Source organism: Aliidiomarina sp. B3213, assembly GCF_003290085.1.
Taxonomy (GTDB): Bacteria; Pseudomonadota; Gammaproteobacteria; order Enterobacterales; family Alteromonadaceae; genus Aliidiomarina.
Genome location: NZ_QMKJ01000003.1, coordinates 19,796 through 36,099, shown reverse-complemented (window position 1 = coordinate 36,099; position 16,304 = coordinate 19,796). Strand labels below are relative to the sequence as shown.

Sequence of the window (16,304 nt, the reverse complement as noted above, 5' to 3'; positions counted from 1 at the left end):
GAAGTTCAGTGAAAGCAAAAGTAGCATGGCTCTCTGATTTACGTTTTGTAGGAACTAGCGGTAGTGGCCATTCAGTAGTTATGGATGGGGACGGTGGACAAACCGCACCAAGCCCTATGGAAATGGTCTTAATGTCTGCGGCAAGTTGTTCTTCTGTTGACGTTGTTTCTATCTTGAAAAAGGCACGCCAAAACGTAGTAAGCTGTGAGGTAGAGCTAGATTCTGAAAGAGCCTCTACAACGCCGGCAGTGTTCACAAAAATCCATATGCATTTTGTTGTGTCGGGTCACGATGTTGCTGACTCTCACGTTGAGCGAGCCGTCAAACTCTCAGCAGACAAGTATTGCTCTGTGTCTATTATGCTGGGTCACAGCGTAGAGGTGACACACAGCTTTGAAGTTAAGCCGGCTTAAGCGCTTTTTTTCGTCTCTCTAATAGCTGTTCGATGAGCGGTGTGAGTATAAGCTCCATCGCTAGTCCCATCTTTCCTCCCGGAACAACTAGCGTATTCATTCTAGACATAAACGAACCGTCGATCATTTGAAGATAATATGGGAAGTCGACACCTTGCACACCGCGGAAACGAATCACCACGAAGCTTTCGTCCATAGTAGGAATGTCTTTCGCGCTGAAAGGGTTCGATGTGTCTACCGTAGGAACGCGCTGGAAGTTGATATGAGTGCGGCTAAACTGCGGTACAATATGGTGAATATAGTCTTCCATACTGCGCACAATACTTTGAGTTACCGCTTCTCGGGAGTGCCCGCGCTCAGACGTGTCTCGTAAGAGCTTTTGAATCCATTCTAAGTTAACAATAGGCACCATGCCGATGAGTAAATCAACGTGTTGACTCACGTCATAGCTTTCACCTTGAACGCCGCCATGCAAACCTTCATAAAATAATACATCTGTGTCAGAGGGCAAAGGCTCCCACGGCGTGAATGTTCCGGGCATCAGGTTGTAGGGCACGGCTTCATCAAAGCTGTGCAAATACCGGCGGTGTTCCCCGTTACCATTTTCACTATAGGTTTGAAAAAGGTTCTCTAACGCATGGAAGTCGTTGGCTTCAGGGCCAAAGTAGCTTATGTGTTTGCCCTGCTCTTGCGCTTTGCGAATGGCGACATCCATTTCGGGCCTTGAGTAGCGGTGGAAGCTGTCGCCTTCGATAAACGCAGCTTGCGCATGCAGGTGTCGAAAAATGTGACGAACGGCTTGCCCTGTAGTGGTTGTGCCTGAGCCTGAAGAGCCAGTAACAGCTATGATTGGATGTTTTTCTGACATATTCTGCGGCCCTTTAATTGAATACTGTAATTAATAGTGAGGTGGTCGCTCGTTGTTGGCATCAAACGGTTCTATACCCGAGCGCTCTACGATAGGTGCAACCTTGGTGGCAACCAGCTCTAAATGTCTTCGTAATAGGTCGATTTCTTTCGCTTGTTTTTCGACCTGTTTATTTAAAGCTTCAATCGTATCTTCTTGAAAAGCCAACTGACTCTCCAAACCGTCAATACGCTGCTCTAAATGATTCTGCTCTTTTGTTTGTGCCATATTAAGGAGTCTCTTGCAATTCGAAGTGCCAAACTTCACCAAAGCCTGCACTGGTTTCTACTCGCGCTCGGTTTCGATCAATAAGATAAGCAGCGAGTACCGCAGCCCGTGGTGGTTGCTCGTCGGAGCCACCATCAACACGCCACATCGCTAGACGTTCACCACTTTCGACCGACCAAATCTCTACTTGTCTGGAGGCTGTTCCAGTAATCAATAAGCTGCCATCATAACTAAATCGAGCGGTACTAAATACTTTTTGCCGTACATTTGTTTGGAGCGTGCTAATAATTTCTCCGGACACTAAATGAATAATTCGAGTTTCAGTAGCTGTAGAAACTAATCCGAACCGACCTTCCATATCTAGCGCTATTCTTAAAACTCTTCCATCGGTTGGTATTTCGTGAATAACCTGTCCTGTGTTTGTAGACCACAATAATGCCTTGTGGTCGTTTCCTCCGGACAATACATACTGGCCGTTAGGGGAAATCGAAACTTGATTTACCCGATCGGTATGACCAAAAAACTCTAGGCGTCGACCTGTGTTGGGTTCGAAGAGAATAACGACATTGTCGTTGCGCCCAAAAACGATGTGCTCTCCTTGGTTAGAAATAGCGATATCGTGAATAATACTCTCGTCGTTACGCCAAGCTCCGATAACATTACCTGTTTGTGTATCCCAGAGCGCAAGCGTCATTCGACTAGCTGCAATAGCAATTTCACTATCTTGGGAAAAGGAAACAGCAATAATTTGGCTTATTCCTTCGTCTTCTTGCTGCCAGTTGTGAACTAGTTCGTCTTGCTCGTTGTCGAACATGCGCAGACCTTGTTCGGTACTGGCAATCAGACTGTACCGACCGTCATAAGAAATCGCTGCGGTTTGAACTCGGCCTTGTGTTCTCTGGGTTTGCGACAATAAATCAGCTTGCTCTGCGCAGCTTATGGTAAAAATGCAGCAAAGTAAGATAACAAGTGTCGATTTTGGGCTAAGAAGCATGAATCTCATTAGTTTTCGTAGTGAATTTATGTTTATTATAGTGGTCTGCTGAAAACATTAAATCAATTTAGGTTTAGAGGCATAAAATATCCCTAAACCGCTATGCAATATTGGAGTATTGAATGAGAACTATGGCAAAAGCTGTACTAGCATCTGCGGTTGCACTAGCAATTGTTGGTTGTGGAGCACCTTCAGAAGAAGAAACGTCTACCCAAGTAGCACTTGAGACAGATGCAGACCGTCAAGCTTATGCTTTAGGTACGGTAATTGGTCGCGAAATGAAGTCGAATATGTCTTATTTGACGGACGCAGGTATCGAGCTTAATACCGAAGTGATGATGATGGCAATTGAAGATGCCATGAACGACAACCAGCAACTTACCGACGAAGAAGTTGACGAACAAATTCAGGCGTTAGTGGAAATCAGCACGCAGCGTGCAGAAGAACAAGCCGCTCAGGAAAGTGAGTCGAATTTAGTTGCAGGGCAAGAATTTGCGGCTGAAAATGCGCAGCGCGAAGGCGTAACAGTTACTGAAAGTGGTCTTCAATACGAAGTAATTACTGAAGGTTCAGGCGCGCAGCCTGGTCCTGAAGACGTAGTGCGTGTGCACTATGCAGGTACACTTATTGACGGTACCGAGTTCGATAGCTCTTACAGCCGTGGTGAGCCATTGGAGTTCCCACTTAACCGTGTAATTCCAGGTTGGTCAGAAGGCGTTCAGTTGATGTCTGAAGGCGCGAAGTACCGTTTTGTTATTCCTTCAGATCTTGCTTATGGATCCGATGCTCGCCCAGGCAGCCCAATTCCTGCAAATTCAACGCTCGTATTTGAAGTTGAGTTATTAGAAGTTGTAGAGGCAGAGCCAGCTACAGAAGAATAAGAAGTTTAGTCATAAAAAACGCGCAAATTCTGTTTGCGCGTTTTTTTATGTTCTTTTGAGCGTCCTAAATTAGGAAGCGTTTTCTTCAATAAGATCTTTATGGCTAAGGAGTTGCAGTAACTTATCTTCAAGTTCCAAACGAGCTTCAACCGCTTCGCCTACAGCGCTCAAGTCCACGTCGAATTGCTTTAAGTTCTTGTCGTCGTCTGTGTCACCGTAAGCGTCATTAAACTTAAGAGCTGCTTCTGTAGTTATAGCGAGCAAAGGATAAACTTGTTCTGCTACCTGCTGTGTATGTGGGTCTTTGGCGTCAGCTTGCTCTAAAATATGGTCGTAAAGCTCAAAGTGACCAGCGGAAACGTAATCCACTAAAGTCTCACAGAAGTCGTGGATATCTTGAAGCGACGGTAGCTGCCCTTTATGCTCTGCATATGGTGGTAAGCCAGCTAGTTTACAATATTGGATAAGTAGAAGCTGGCGCTCTTCTAACCAACGGTCTATAGATTGGTCTTGACCACCCCAACGTTGTTTTGCTTCTTCGTTTCGACGTAACATGGCATCTCCTTGTTATTAAATGCCTAGTTACACTCTACTTTCGAGTTGCACTTCAGATCAACCTTTTCTCGGTGGTCGGATAAGAGAGATGAATTATGATACAACCCGATGTACTTCCTCAGCCGCAAACACCAGTCTTTTGGATTATGGTTGAGGGCAATCAAGTTATCGATACTCTCGATAGAGAAGGCCAATTTTCGCCTCCATTGCTTCCTGCAGAGCAGGTTCCTGAAGCGAATGAGAGGTACACAGCGAGAATCGGCGAATACGAAGGGATTGATGTTTTTCTTTTTGTCCGGGAAGAAAACACACCGATGCTCGAGACTTGGGCCCTTAAACCTCTGCGAGAATGTTTGCTCGCATCGACAGAAGGTTGGTTCAATCTTGCGGCGCGAGGCTGTCAAATCGCAGGCTTTTTAAAAACTCACAAATTCTGTGGGCAGTGCGGCCAAGAAGTTTCGCAGGACCGAGATGAACTTGCTGTTGTCTGCGGATACTGCGGTCTTACTTCTTACCCGCGAATTTCACCAGTTATCATTGTAGGTATATATCGTGGACGAGATATATTGCTTGCAAGAGGAGTAAGACATCCCGAAGGATTATTTTCAGTATTAGCGGGTTTTGTCGAAAGTGGAGAGACTTTAGAAGATACGTTGCATCGGGAAGTTTTTGAAGAGTCAGGTATTACAGTTAAAAATGTAGAGTATATTTCTAGCCAACCGTGGCCTTTTCCTCATTCGCTCATGACTGGATTTATTGCTGAGTATTCTGGAGGAGAATTAACTCTAGAACCGGAGGAACTGGAAGAAGGGGGATGGTTTGATATTGACGACCTCCCTATGACCCCTCCTGAGCGAACGATCGCAGGTCGCTTGATTCGAGAGATACAGTCAAGAATTCATGCCAGAAGTGACTGACACTTGCGTCGTTGCTTGCTAAAATTCGCCCAGATTAAACTTAGAAATTGAGAGTGAAATGAACGCACCTTTAAAAAACGATCGTTACTTGCGAGCACTTGCGCAACAACCTGTAGACAGAACTCCTATTTGGATGATGCGTCAAGCAGGTAGATACTTACCAGAGTATCGTGAACTCAGAAAGCAAGCGGGTGACTTTATGTCGCTTTGTAAAAATGCAGAGCTTGCTTGCGAAGTTACGCTGCAGCCGTTACGTCGTTTTCCGTTAGACGCGGCCATTTTATTCTCTGATATTCTTACTATTCCTGACGCGATGGGCTTAGGACTTTATTTTGAAACGGGCGAAGGCCCACGTTTCGAACGTCCAGTGCGTGACTTTGCGAGTGTCGCTGCATTAGGTATTCCAGATCCAGAAGATGATCTAGGCTATGTGATGAATGCGGTGAAAACTATTCGCAGAGAGCTCAAGGGTGAAGTTCCTCTCATAGGTTTTTCTGGCAGCCCGTGGACACTTGCGACATATATGGTTGAAGGTGGCAGTACTAAAAACTTTTCAGAAGTGAAAAAGCTAGCTTTTGAAGAACCTGAAGTGATGCACATGTTGCTGGATAAGCTCGCTAAGTCGGTAACAGCTTATTTGAATGCGCAAATAGCGAATGGTGCGCAGTCAGTGATGATATTCGATACCTGGGGTGGGGTTCTGTCACCAAGAGACTATCGCGAGTTCTCATTGCTGTATATGCAACAAATCGTAGACGGGTTAACTCGTGAAGCTGATGGTCGCAAAGTTCCTGTTACATTGTTTACTAAAAACGGCGGACAGTGGCTCGACCAAATGGCGGCTACGGGTTGCGATGCGTTAGGCGTAGACTGGACAACAGACTTGTCGACAGCGCGCGCAATGGTCGGTGATAAAGTCGCGCTTCAAGGTAATATGGACCCGAGTATTCTGTATGCGTCACCTGAACGTATACGCCAAGAAGTACAGATTATTTTAGATAGTTATGGCAGTGGTTCGGGTCATGTATTTAACCTTGGGCATGGTATTCACCCAGGGGTTAAACCTGAACACGCCGAGGCCTTTATTAAAGCTGTACACGAGTTTAGTCCCGCCTATCATAGCGAATGATTTGCGACAGGCTCGTCTGAATACGCGTTAAAGCGGCACCTTGCGTGCCGCATTTTACGTAGAATGTCTTAGCTGATTTTCATTGTAAGACGGAGCCCGAGTACGCATGGCCAAAAAAGCATTATTTACGCCTCTTTCCATATTTGCTGTTCTACTCATTGCAGTAATTGTTTGGTTGTACTTGGGTGGCAAAGACTCTGAAACCGGGCAACATGAGATGCCTAAGCCAAACGTGGTTGTGGACTCGCCACAAATGCTCGAATTTCGCGATGTCATTAATGGCTTGGGTACAGCTAAAGCTAGTGAGTCAGTCAACCTTATGGCTCGTGTTACCCAAACAGTTCGTGAAATTTACTTTCAAGACGGTCAAGAAGTAAATAAGGGTGACATGCTTATCGCCCTGAACGATCGTGAAGAGCGTGCCCGTGTGCAGGAGCTTGAGTTTCGTTTAACCGAACAAACCCGCCAGTTGAATAGATTGCGAGAGCTTGCGCGCGGGAATGCTGCGTCGCGCAGCATGCTGGACGAGCAAGAGGTTTTAGTTGAACAAACTTCTGCAGAGTTAGAAGTAGCCAGAAGCCGATTAGCGGAGATGACCATTTATGCTCCGTTTGCCGGACGTGTGGGTTTGCGTGAAGTAAGTATCGGTTCTTTAGTTCGCCCCGGCGATGTGATTACTACTTTAGATGCTCTAGACCCTATTTATGTCGACTTCAGCGTGCCTGAAGTGTATTTGCCGAGCTTATTGCCCGGCCAACGCGTAGGCGCGAAATCTGCCGCTTATGAACAACGCATATTTGAAGGTGAAATAGTTAGCTTGGCGTCTCGTGTAGACCCTGTAACCCGCTCGATTCAAGTGCGCGCGGCGATAGACAATGAAAGCCGTGAATTACGCCCGGGCATGCTTTTACAAGTTGAGCTAGAGCGAAATGTTGAGCAAGTGCTTATGGTACCGGAAAGTGCAGTTGTTCCCGTAAGAGCGAGTCATTACGTATACGCGTTAGATAGCGAGAACCGTGTTGTCATGACCGAGGTTGAAGTGGGCCGTAGGCAGCCAGGTTGGGTTGAAGTGTTAAGTGGTGTAACTACCGACGACATCATTGTAGTTGAGGGTACGGTACGCGTTCGTGACGGTTTACCAGTCAACCCAACGGAGCGCTAAGTTATGTTGTTATCTGATGTCTCCGTAAAGCGTCCCGTTTTTGCGACGGTTATTAATATTCTTTTGATTATATTTGGGGTGGTTGCTTTCACAAGCTTGCCATTGCGCGAATACCCAAATATCGATCCTCCAGTTGTTTCTATCTCGACCAATTACCCTGGTGCAAACGCAGAAATAATAGAAAGCCAGATTACCCAGATCATTGAAGAACGTATTAGTGGTATCGACGGCATTAAAACGATTAACTCTTCGAGCCGCGACGGTCGCTCGCGTATTAGTATTGAGTTTGATCAGCGCAGAGACATAGACTCCGCAGCGAATGATGTTCGCGAGCGCGTGCAACGCGTACTGAATAACCTTCCCGACCAAGTTGAACCGCCAGAAGTAACCAAAGCCAACTCCGACGAGGAGACGGTGATTTGGTACAACTTGCGAAGCGAGAACATGACTACCTTGCAGCTTACGGATTATGCGAACCGGTATATCGTGGATCGTTTAGCAGTTGCTGACGGTGTTGCGCGAGTTAATTTAGGTGGTGAGCGCCGTTACGCCATGAAAATATGGCTAGATAGAAATGCTATGGCTGCGCGGAACATTACCGTAACCGATATCGAGAGCCGTTTGCGTGCTGAAAACGTAGAGCTTCCTGCCGGTGACATCGAGTCGAGAGATCGTGAGTTTACAGTACGTGTGGCTAGAACCTATTTGTCACCGTTAGACTTTGCTAACTTGACCATTGTTTCTGGTGATGACGGTTATCTCGTTCGTCTTGCGGAAATTGCACGAGTTTCATTGGAAGCTGAAGACGACCGAACCGAGTTTAGAGGTAACGGTATCAATATGATTGGTATCGGTATTATTCGTCAGTCAAATGCGAACACGCTGGATGTAGTGGACAATGTTAACCGCGAAGTGGAACGTATGCGCGCTACGTTACCTGCGAGTATGGTTTTAGTGCCGAGTTACGACTCCAGTGTGTTTATTCGTGACTCGATTAGTGAGGTATATCAAACCCTATTCATCGCTATGGCGATGGTTATTTTGGTTATTTATCTGTTCCTCGGAAATGTACGTGTAACGCTAATCCCTGCGTTAACTGTTCCGGTTGCGCTGATGTCTTCATACATCGTGTTGGAGGCCTTGGGCTTCTCTATAAATTTGTTAACCCTTCTTGCCTTGGTTCTTGCAATTGGCTTGGTGGTCGACGACTCCATTGTAGTTTTAGAAAATATTTATCGTCGTGTAGAGCATGGCGATCCACCTTTGTTGGCGGCCTACCGAGGTGCTCGAGAAGTCGGTTTTGCCGTTGTGGCCACAACGTTAGTGTTGATTAGTGTGTTTGTGCCACTCATTTTCATGGAAGGGAATATAGGATTGCTCTTTACCGAGTTTGCTATAGCCCTTGCTGCCGCAGTTGCATTTTCGAGTGTTACAGCGCTTACGCTTTCTCCTATGCTGTGCTCGAAGATTCTTAAAAAGAAAGAACGTAACTCAAAATTTGGTGAAGCCTTAGACAAAGGTTTTAAACGAATTGAAGCCGCTTATGAGCGGTCAGTCAGAAAAACGATAACCATGCCAGTGATTGCTTTTGCGGTGGTTGTATTAGCGGCTGGCGCTTCTTATTTGTTATTAAACAAGTTAGGGCAAGAATTCGTTCCGCCGGAAGACCGTGGCAACTTCTTCGTGATTATGCGCGCGGCGGAAGGTGCGAGCTATGAATCGAATCTTCGCAATATGAACAAGATTGAAGAAATCCTGTTGCCGTATATCGACGAGAATAAGATTGACCGCTTAATTGTGCGTACGCCAGGTTGGGGTAATAGTGCAGGTATCGCCATTATTGGCACAGTGCCTTTTGATGAGCGCGATTGGAGCTCATTCGAACTTATCAATGAGATACGAGCAAAGTTGGAAGATATTCCAGACGTAGTGTCGTACGCGAACATGCGTAGTGGTATTCGTGGAGGCGGTGGTAGCCGCCCAGTAGAGTTCGTTTTGCAAGGTAATAGTTTTGAGAGCCTTTCTCGTTATCGTGACATCGTAATGGAACGTGCAAATGAAAATCCGGGCTTGGTTCAACTCGACAGTGACTACCGTGAAACAGTACCTCAGTTACTCATTCGTATAGACCAGCAAAGAGCTGCAGATTTGGGCGTTTCAGTGGGTGATATTGGCCGAACTTTAGAGAGTATGTTGGGTTCTCGTCGTGTCACGCGCTATCAAGACAATGGTGAAGAATATAATGTCATTCTTGAAGGTGAGCGAGAAGATTACCGTTCACCTACAGCTATCGACAATATCTATGTGCGTTCACAACGCACAGGTGAACTTATTCCAATGGCCAACCTAGTTAACGTGGAAGAAGGTGCTACCGCGTCACAATTGAACCGCTATAACCGTATGCGCTCTATAACTATTACTGCAAACTTGGCTGATGGCTATTCGCTCGGTGAGGCGCTAGCGTTTTTGGAGAACATTGTAGAAACCGAGTTACCAGACGACGTAACTTATGATTACAAAGGCCAGTCGATGTTGTATCAAGAAGGTGGGAACGCAATCATCTTTGTTTTTGCTTTAGCCCTCGCAATTACGTTCTTGGTGCTTGCTGCGCAGTTTGAAAGTTTTGTGCACCCATTCGTCATTATTCTTACGGTTCCGCTTGCCATATTTGGTGCGACTTTTGGTCTCTACGTCACTGACATGACCATCAATATCTATAGCCAAATTGGCATTGTAATGCTTATTGGTCTTGCGGCTAAAAACGGTATTTTGATCGTAGAGTTTGCCAACCAATTACGTGACGCAGGCATGAAATTTGAGGATGCGTTGGCAAGGGCTTCTCGTTTGCGACTTCGCCCTATTGTTATGACTGCATTTACCACGTTAATGAGTGCATTACCGCTAGTGTTAGCCAGCGGGCCGGGTGCCGAGTCCCGTATGGTTATCGGTGTAGTTATCTTCTCTGGTGTGGCTGTGTCTGCATTCTTAACGATATTCTTGGTGCCAGCTCTCTATATGGGGCTCGCGAAGAACACAACGTCTCCGAAAATGCTAGAGCGAGAGTTGAACGAACTCGAGGAAACATATCCGGACCGCCGGGCGGAGGATGAGGCTTTATTGGAAGTGGAAGATATAGAGAAATCTTCTTAGCGCATGTTAAGGCTGAAACCGCCCGAATACCTCATTCCCCGAGGTGGGGCGGTTCTCTAGTACATTACGTGCAAAAAGTGGGTGGTTGGTAAATATGCCATCTACCCCCAATTCTGCTAACCAATGCATATCGTGTGGCTCATCTACGGTGTAAACGAAAACCTTAAGTCCTCGTGCATGCGCATCTTTAACCAACTCGTCGCAAATAAAATTCACGTCTACATGGAAAGAATAAGCGCCTAAGTCCGCAGCGCATTTGGCGTAGTCGACGAGACAATTTGAAGTCAGCGCACCAATTTTGATCTGTGGTGCTTTTGCTTTAACGGAGTTCAACCAATGGTGGTTAAAAGACGATACAATCAGTTGAGCGGGGTCAATATTAAAGTTTTGAATAGCATGCTGAATATTGTCGACGAGTAACGAAGTGTCGACCGTGCCCTTAATCTCTATATTTACGCCACAATGATTGCCTATACATTGGAGAGTTTCAGCGAGTGTAGGAATCGGATGTTGACCAAAAATAGAGAGCTTATTGATTTGTTCTTTTGTGAGATCGACAAATCGCCCTGGTTGTGCGGTCAAGCGCTCTAAATATCGGTCGTGGAATACATAGATTTCCTGACCAACCTGAACAACGTCAAATTCAATAGCGTCGGCTTTGGCTTCTATCGCTTTGTTAAATGCTGCGATAGTGTTTTCAGGAGCAAGAGCACTTGCTCCTCGGTGGGCAATAACCAGCATTTAAGAAGCGTTTTCCCATTCGGCCATAACTTCACCCATACGTGTTGTTTTGCCAGGCTGCAGGTCGTCTAAAAAGTCTACTTGGTCGTCACCAAATAGCATAATTACGGTTGAACCCAATTTAAAACGACCCATTTCATCACCTTGCTCGAAGCGAATGGCGGTATTCCCTTGGGTTGGATAGCTCCACCTTTGCACTTTAGGTCCAGTCGGAGGTGTTACCGTACCCGCCCAAGTCGTCTCGATACTGCCAACGATAGTTGCTCCTACAAGGATCATTGCAAATGGTCCTTGCTCGCTTTCAAATACGGCTATAACACGTTCGTTGCGCGCAAATAAGTTCGGTACATGGCGAGCAGTTAAAGGATTAACAGAAAACAGGCTACCCGGCACATAAATCATTTCTTTAAGCGTCGCCGCACAGGGCATGTGAATACGGTGGTAATCTCTGGGTGCTAAGTAAATCGTGGCAAAGTCGCCTTTTTCAAAGTAGCTATTGAGTTCATGGTCTCCGCCCATAAGATCGTGAACAGAATATTTATGTCCTTTGGCTTGAATGAGCTTACCTTCCTCTATATCACCTGCTTGACTCACTGTTCCATCGACCGGGTGAATAAGTTGCCCCTGTTCTGCCTGAATGGGCCGAGCGCCTTCTTTCAGTGGGCGTGTGAAGAACTCGTTGAAGGTTTTATATTTTTTCGGATTAGGCTCAGCGGCCTCGCTCATATTCACGCTAAAATTCCGAATAAAGGCTTTAATCAGTATTCGGGTCAACCATCCTGCACGAGCACTGGCTAAACGACCCACAACGCGAGTTACTAAGTGTTTAGGAAGTATGTATTGAAGCGTAATTTTTGTTTTATCGATTGCAGACACTGAATGCCCTCACATATTACTAATTGATTCTACTATTCGATGGTAGTTTGCGAGTCTACCTTCGTCCAATTCTCCGTTTGCTACCGCCTCTCGTAGCGAGCAGCCTGGGTCGGTTCCGTGTTTACAATCACGGAATTTACATGTGCCCAAGTAGGGGTGAAAGTCGACAAACCCTTGGGCAATTTGGTCTATGGGCAAATGCCACAAGCCAAACTCTCGGATACCTGGAGAGTCGATAAGTGCTCCACCACCTTCAAGGTCATGCCAACGCGCCACAGTGGTGGTATGCTGGCCTAAACCTGAGTTCTCCGATATTGCTCCCACTTGTAGGTCCACCTCCGGTAAGAGGGCGTTCATCAAACTTGATTTACCCACACCGGACTGACCTACAAACACAGAAATATGATCTGAAAATGCTTGTCGAAGTTTCTCCATACCAGTCTTTTCTTTGGCACTTACTACATAGACCGGGTAGCCAATGTTGCGATATACGGCGAGTCGGTTATCGATATGCTCTCGATCCTCGTCGGTAATCAGGTCGCTTTTATTAAAAACAATAACAGCTTGAATACCGGCCTCGTCACAAGCTACTAAGTAGCGATCAATAATTTGATCGGAGAAAGCAGGTTGAGGGGAAGACACTATAAAGATGCGGTCTACATTAGCCGCTACAGGTTTAAGACCATCGTAGATATCCGGTCTAAGTAATTCAGAATGGCGTTCCTCGACTGCTTCAATAACGCCCTGCATTCCTTGCTCGGACTCAGTAAAACGCCGCCAAACTACGTTGTCACCAGTGACCAGAGATTCTATATTACGACGTAAATTACAGCGCAATACATTGCCTTCATTGTCAATGACGTCGGCGTGCTGACCATAGCGGCTCATTACACGACCGGACTCTCGAGGCCCTAACGCGTCCGAGTTAATTTCGAGTTCGGCACTTTCTTTGTCGAGTCGTTTTGCTTGGTTCGCTTTAACTCGGCGCAGTTGCCCTTTTGTGAGTTTCTTTTTTTTACCCACGCTTTCTCCCACAAGGAATGATGCAAGCAATTTTACGCTGACTATCATACAATAGTTAGTCTTAAATTCAGATTTTACACGACCCAATAAAATAGGTAACAGCATGGCAGAGAATTCAGGCCGGTTAATTTGGATTGATTTGGAAATGACGGGGTTAAGTCCAGAGAACGACGTCATTATTGAAGTTGCAACTATTGTGACAGACGACCAACTCAATGAGATCGCAGTAGGACCGGTAATCGCCGTTCATCAACCCAACGAAGTACTAGATGCAATGGACGACTGGAATACGCGTACGCACACCGCTTCGGGGTTGGTTAAGCGCATCCAAGAAAGCAATATTGATACTGCAGCGGCCGAGCAACAAACCATCGCATTTTTGAAAGAACATCTTGCAGCAAACACTTCGCCGATGTGTGGCAACAGTATTTGCCAAGATCGCCGCTTTTTAGCGCGTTATATGCCTGAGTTAGAAAGCTACTTTCATTACCGAAACCTAGATGTAAGTACGGTTAAGGAATTGGCTAAACGTTGGAAGCCGGGAATTATTTCAGGGTTTAAAAAATCAAACGCTCACGAGGCACTTGCTGACATTCGCGAGTCGATTGAAGAATTAAAATACTATCGTGAGCATTTTTTCAACGAACAGTAAAAATGTGCGCGATAAGGCTTGCATTGCCCCCGAAATTGAGTAAAATGCGCAACGCACTCAAGGCAACACAGCCTTTAAATGCGAGTATAGCTCAGCTGGTAGAGCGCAACCTTGCCAAGGTTGAGGTCACGAGTTCGAACCTCGTTACTCGCTCCAAATTCAAAAAAACGCTACCTTCGGGTGGCGTTTTTTTATGTCTAAACTTTTTATTCCTTTCAGTCTGTCAGTTAATCCTTTCACTCTAGCTGTGCGTAACTATAATAAATGAATAAACGCAACGAGGAATAACATGAAAACATTAATAGGAATTGCGGCCACGACGCTTTTTTTGAGCGCCACGCCGTTTGAGGCTATGGCTCATAACCATGGCGGTGAGAGCAACCACGCCAATATGGAGTGCTCTGGACCCTTGCATGGTGAACAAAGACGGCTACGTTCTGAGGAGGTTTCAGACCTGTGTGAACTCACCTCTGGGAAAGTCACGTTAGTGGTGAATACTGCCAGTCAATGCGGTTACACAGGGCAATTCGAAGGATTAGAAGCACTTTATCAAGAGTATAAAGACCAAGGTTTCACTATTGTGGGGTTTCCGTCGAATAGCTTTCGTCAAGAACACTCAGACGAGGAAGAAGTGGCAGAGGTATGCTTCGCAAACTTCGGCGTAACATTCCCGATGATGGCAACGTCTGACGTTACTGGCCGTCGTGCTAACCCAGTGTTTGCAGAACTTACCCAGCAAGTTGGTCCTCCAGGTTGGAACTTCCACAAATATTTAGTGGGTAAAAACGGTGAAGTGATTACTTCATTTCCAAGTTCTGTAGAGCCTCAAGACGAGCGCGTAACCTCGCAAATTAGAAGTGCATTAAATTAACCAACAAAATTTTCTTGACAAGATTTAAGAACACCTCTATATCGTCATTTGTGTAACCCATGTTTGGGTTACACACTGTTTCATAGTCGGGATAGGTGGACATTATGGCGACTCAAACACGTGAACTTTTGTTAAGAAAACCATTTAATGATTTTCGAAATTATCCATACGGATTCGCAAGATCCGGCGACTTCTCGATACGTGAAAGTGACGCGTTGTTGCACTATGGGTGTTTAATTACAGCACTTCTTGCCGGTGACGTTATGCCGGAAACGCAGGAAGACCAAGCTTTGTTAGCGGTGGCTAAAGGTGAAAAGCCAGCGGAAACCGATGTTGAAAAGGCTTGGGCGAAGTACCAAGGTAGAATCAATCGTCCTAAAGTAGGCAGTATGTACGGTCGTTCTAAAGTTGTCGAAGATGACAGCGACTATGACAGCGCAGGCTCTACGGAAGACGACTTGGTTGTAGAAGATTAAAAAACCCGGCGCTTGCCGGGTTTTTATTGATTAAGACTGAGCTTCGCGTTTAATAGCGCGATGGGCTATGTCTGTTCTGAAATAAACATCGTCCCAGTCGATTCTATTCACAACTTCGTATGCCTTTGCTTGCGCAGCTGTAACTGAATCAGCTAGTGCAGTTGCACATAATACGCGGCCACCACTGGTCACAATGTTGCTATCCTTTTCTTGAGTACCCGCATGAAACACTTTCTCATGCTCGTCCGCACAGGCGTTGTCTAGACCTTTAATAACGTCGCCTTTACGGTAAGACTCTGGATAACCTCCAGCAGCAAGTACAACACCAACTGCTGCGCGTTTATCAAACTCGATAGGGGTGACACCAAGCTGGCCAGCTAAAGCGTCAAAGCACAAAGTAACCAAGTCAGAGTTGAGTCGCATCATGATTGGCTGAGTTTCAGGGTCGCCAAATCGGCAGTTGTACTCAAGAACCTTGGCACTGCCGTCGGGTGCAATCATCAATCCTGCATAGAGAAAACCTACGTAGGTATTACCTTCGCTTCGCATACCGTCGACGGTAGGCTGCATAATGTTTTCCATAACCCAGTCGCTTACTTCATCAGTAAGTACTGGTGCTGGCGAGTACGCCCCCATGCCACCAGTATTAGGTCCTTTGTCGCCATTGTCTCTAGCTTTGTGATCTTGGCTCGAGGCAAAAGGTAAAATTCTGTCGCCGTCGACCATGGCTATAAAGCTGGCTTCTTCACCTACGAGAAACTCTTCAACGACAACGCGGCTGCCTGCGTCTCCAAACTTGTTGCCGGCTAACATATCTTCAATAGCAGCGTCGGCCATTTCTAGCGAGTCAGCTATGATAACGCCTTTACCTGCCGCTAAGCCGTCGGCTTTTATAACGATAGGAAGACTGTTGGCTCGAACATATTGCTTTGCAGGTTCAATTTCAGTGAACGTTTCGTACGCTGCAGTAGGAATATTATGGCGCGCTAGGAAGTCCTTACAAAAAGCTTTTGAACCTTCTAACTGAGACGCTCCTTGAGTTGGACCGAATATCGCAAGACCGTTCGCTTGAAATGTATCTACAATTCCTGCAACTAACGGAGCTTCAGGACCCACAATGGTAAGTTCCACATGCTCGTCTTGGGCAAACTTGAGTAATCCTGCAATGTCTTCTGCCGCTATAGGTACATTGGTCATTCCGACTTCTGTTGCCGTACCGGCATTACCCGGAGCAACGAAAACGTTCTCAACACGAGGAGATTGCGCTGCTTTCCAAGCCAGCGCATGTTCACGGCCGCCGCCACCGACAATTAGTACTTTCATTCGTCG

Annotated in this window: 17 protein-coding genes and 1 tRNA gene; 10 read left to right on the top strand and 8 right to left on the bottom strand. The window is 46.1% G+C overall.

Annotated features, from left to right (window positions below; genetic code table 11):
- Nucleotides 1-8 precede the first annotated feature (8 nt).
- Entirely contained in the window at nucleotides 9-413 is a 405-nt protein-coding gene (locus DQX04_RS12500; RefSeq protein ID WP_132327488.1) for an OsmC family protein, read from the top strand.
- On the opposite strand, the gene DQX04_RS09700 is transcribed toward DQX04_RS12500, so the two are convergent.
- From DQX04_RS09700 to DQX04_RS09690, 3 genes are read right to left on the bottom strand one after another with little or no spacing between them, the layout of a single operon-like run.
- Nucleotides 400-1,281: a phosphoribulokinase gene (locus tag DQX04_RS09700; RefSeq protein ID WP_111915733.1), complete on the bottom strand. Its 882-nt coding sequence runs from the start codon at nucleotides 1,279-1,281 to the stop codon at nucleotides 400-402. The two genes, DQX04_RS12500 and DQX04_RS09700, sit on opposite strands and share 14 nt — an antisense overlap.
- Nucleotides 1,282-1,311: 30 nt before the next feature.
- Entirely contained in the window at nucleotides 1,312-1,548 is a 237-nt protein-coding gene (locus tag DQX04_RS09695; RefSeq protein ID WP_111915732.1) for a SlyX family protein, read from the bottom strand.
- A 1-nt stretch (nucleotide 1,549) separates the two neighbouring features.
- Nucleotides 1,550-2,551: a WD40 repeat domain-containing protein gene (locus DQX04_RS09690; protein WP_111915731.1), complete on the bottom strand. Its 1,002-nt coding sequence runs from the start codon at nucleotides 2,549-2,551 to the stop codon at nucleotides 1,550-1,552.
- A gap of 113 nt (nucleotides 2,552-2,664) precedes the next feature.
- Here DQX04_RS09690 and fkpA point away from each other — a divergent pair, with 113 nt between their 5' ends.
- Nucleotides 2,665-3,423, top strand: coding sequence for an FKBP-type peptidyl-prolyl cis-trans isomerase (fkpA, locus tag DQX04_RS09685; RefSeq protein WP_111915730.1), 759 nt, complete (start codon nucleotides 2,665-2,667; stop codon nucleotides 3,421-3,423).
- Between the two features lie 69 nt (nucleotides 3,424-3,492).
- On the opposite strand, the gene rsd is transcribed toward fkpA, so the two are convergent.
- Complete coding sequence (gene rsd / locus DQX04_RS09680; RefSeq protein ID WP_111915729.1) at nucleotides 3,493-3,978, bottom strand: sigma D regulator; 486 nt, start codon at nucleotides 3,976-3,978, stop codon at nucleotides 3,493-3,495.
- A gap of 95 nt (nucleotides 3,979-4,073) precedes the next feature.
- Here rsd and nudC point away from each other — a divergent pair, with 95 nt between their 5' ends.
- From nudC to DQX04_RS09660, 4 genes are all read left to right on the top strand, one after another.
- Nucleotides 4,074-4,895, top strand: a complete 822-nt coding sequence (gene nudC / locus DQX04_RS09675; RefSeq protein ID WP_111915728.1) for an NAD(+) diphosphatase — start codon at nucleotides 4,074-4,076, stop codon at nucleotides 4,893-4,895.
- A gap of 58 nt (nucleotides 4,896-4,953) precedes the next feature.
- Complete coding sequence (gene hemE, locus DQX04_RS09670) at nucleotides 4,954-6,024, top strand: uroporphyrinogen decarboxylase (RefSeq protein WP_111915727.1); 1,071 nt, start codon at nucleotides 4,954-4,956, stop codon at nucleotides 6,022-6,024.
- 106 nt (nucleotides 6,025-6,130) lie between these two features.
- A complete protein-coding gene (locus DQX04_RS09665; protein WP_111915726.1) occupies nucleotides 6,131-7,186 on the top strand; it encodes an efflux RND transporter periplasmic adaptor subunit in 1,056 nt (351 codons plus the stop codon).
- Nucleotides 7,187-7,189: 3 nt separating this feature from the next.
- Nucleotides 7,190-10,336, top strand: coding sequence for an efflux RND transporter permease subunit (locus DQX04_RS09660; protein WP_111915725.1), 3,147 nt, complete (start codon nucleotides 7,190-7,192; stop codon nucleotides 10,334-10,336).
- A gap of 6 nt (nucleotides 10,337-10,342) precedes the next feature.
- On the opposite strand, the gene DQX04_RS09655 is transcribed toward DQX04_RS09660, so the two are convergent.
- The 3 genes from DQX04_RS09655 to rsgA are packed head-to-tail and all read right to left on the bottom strand — an operon-like array spanning nucleotide 10,343 to nucleotide 12,976.
- Nucleotides 10,343-11,077, bottom strand: coding sequence for a glycerophosphodiester phosphodiesterase (locus DQX04_RS09655; RefSeq protein WP_111915724.1), 735 nt, complete (start codon nucleotides 11,075-11,077; stop codon nucleotides 10,343-10,345).
- Nucleotides 11,078-11,953 (bottom strand): archaetidylserine decarboxylase, encoded by an 876-nt coding sequence (gene asd / locus DQX04_RS09650; RefSeq protein ID WP_111915723.1) that lies wholly within the window; start codon nucleotides 11,951-11,953, stop codon nucleotides 11,078-11,080. It abuts the gene before it with no gap.
- A gap of 9 nt (nucleotides 11,954-11,962) precedes the next feature.
- The gene (gene rsgA, locus DQX04_RS09645) at nucleotides 11,963-12,976 is read right to left on the bottom strand and encodes a small ribosomal subunit biogenesis GTPase RsgA (protein WP_111915989.1); all 1,014 of its coding nucleotides are present in this window, start codon (nucleotides 12,974-12,976) and stop codon (nucleotides 11,963-11,965) included.
- Between the two features lie 103 nt (nucleotides 12,977-13,079).
- Between rsgA and orn the strand changes: the two genes are divergently transcribed.
- The 4 genes from orn (at nucleotide 13,080) to maoP (ending at nucleotide 14,975) form a co-directional block, all read left to right on the top strand.
- On the top strand, nucleotides 13,080-13,628 hold the full coding sequence (gene orn / locus DQX04_RS09640) for an oligoribonuclease (protein ID WP_111915722.1): 549 nt from the start codon (nucleotides 13,080-13,082) through the stop codon (nucleotides 13,626-13,628).
- 80 nt (nucleotides 13,629-13,708) lie between these two features.
- Nucleotides 13,709-13,784 (top strand) — tRNA-Gly (locus tag DQX04_RS09635).
- A gap of 133 nt (nucleotides 13,785-13,917) precedes the next feature.
- Nucleotides 13,918-14,499, top strand: a complete 582-nt coding sequence (locus DQX04_RS09630; RefSeq protein WP_111915721.1) for a glutathione peroxidase — start codon at nucleotides 13,918-13,920, stop codon at nucleotides 14,497-14,499.
- A 104-nt stretch (nucleotides 14,500-14,603) separates the two neighbouring features.
- A complete protein-coding gene (gene maoP, locus DQX04_RS09625; protein ID WP_111915720.1) occupies nucleotides 14,604-14,975 on the top strand; it encodes a DUF413 domain-containing protein in 372 nt (123 codons plus the stop codon).
- A gap of 30 nt (nucleotides 14,976-15,005) precedes the next feature.
- Here the strand turns inward: maoP and purD are convergent, their stop codons facing one another.
- Entirely contained in the window at nucleotides 15,006-16,298 is a 1,293-nt protein-coding gene (gene purD / locus DQX04_RS09620; protein WP_111915719.1) for a phosphoribosylamine--glycine ligase, read from the bottom strand.
- Nucleotides 16,299-16,304 lie beyond the last annotated feature (6 nt).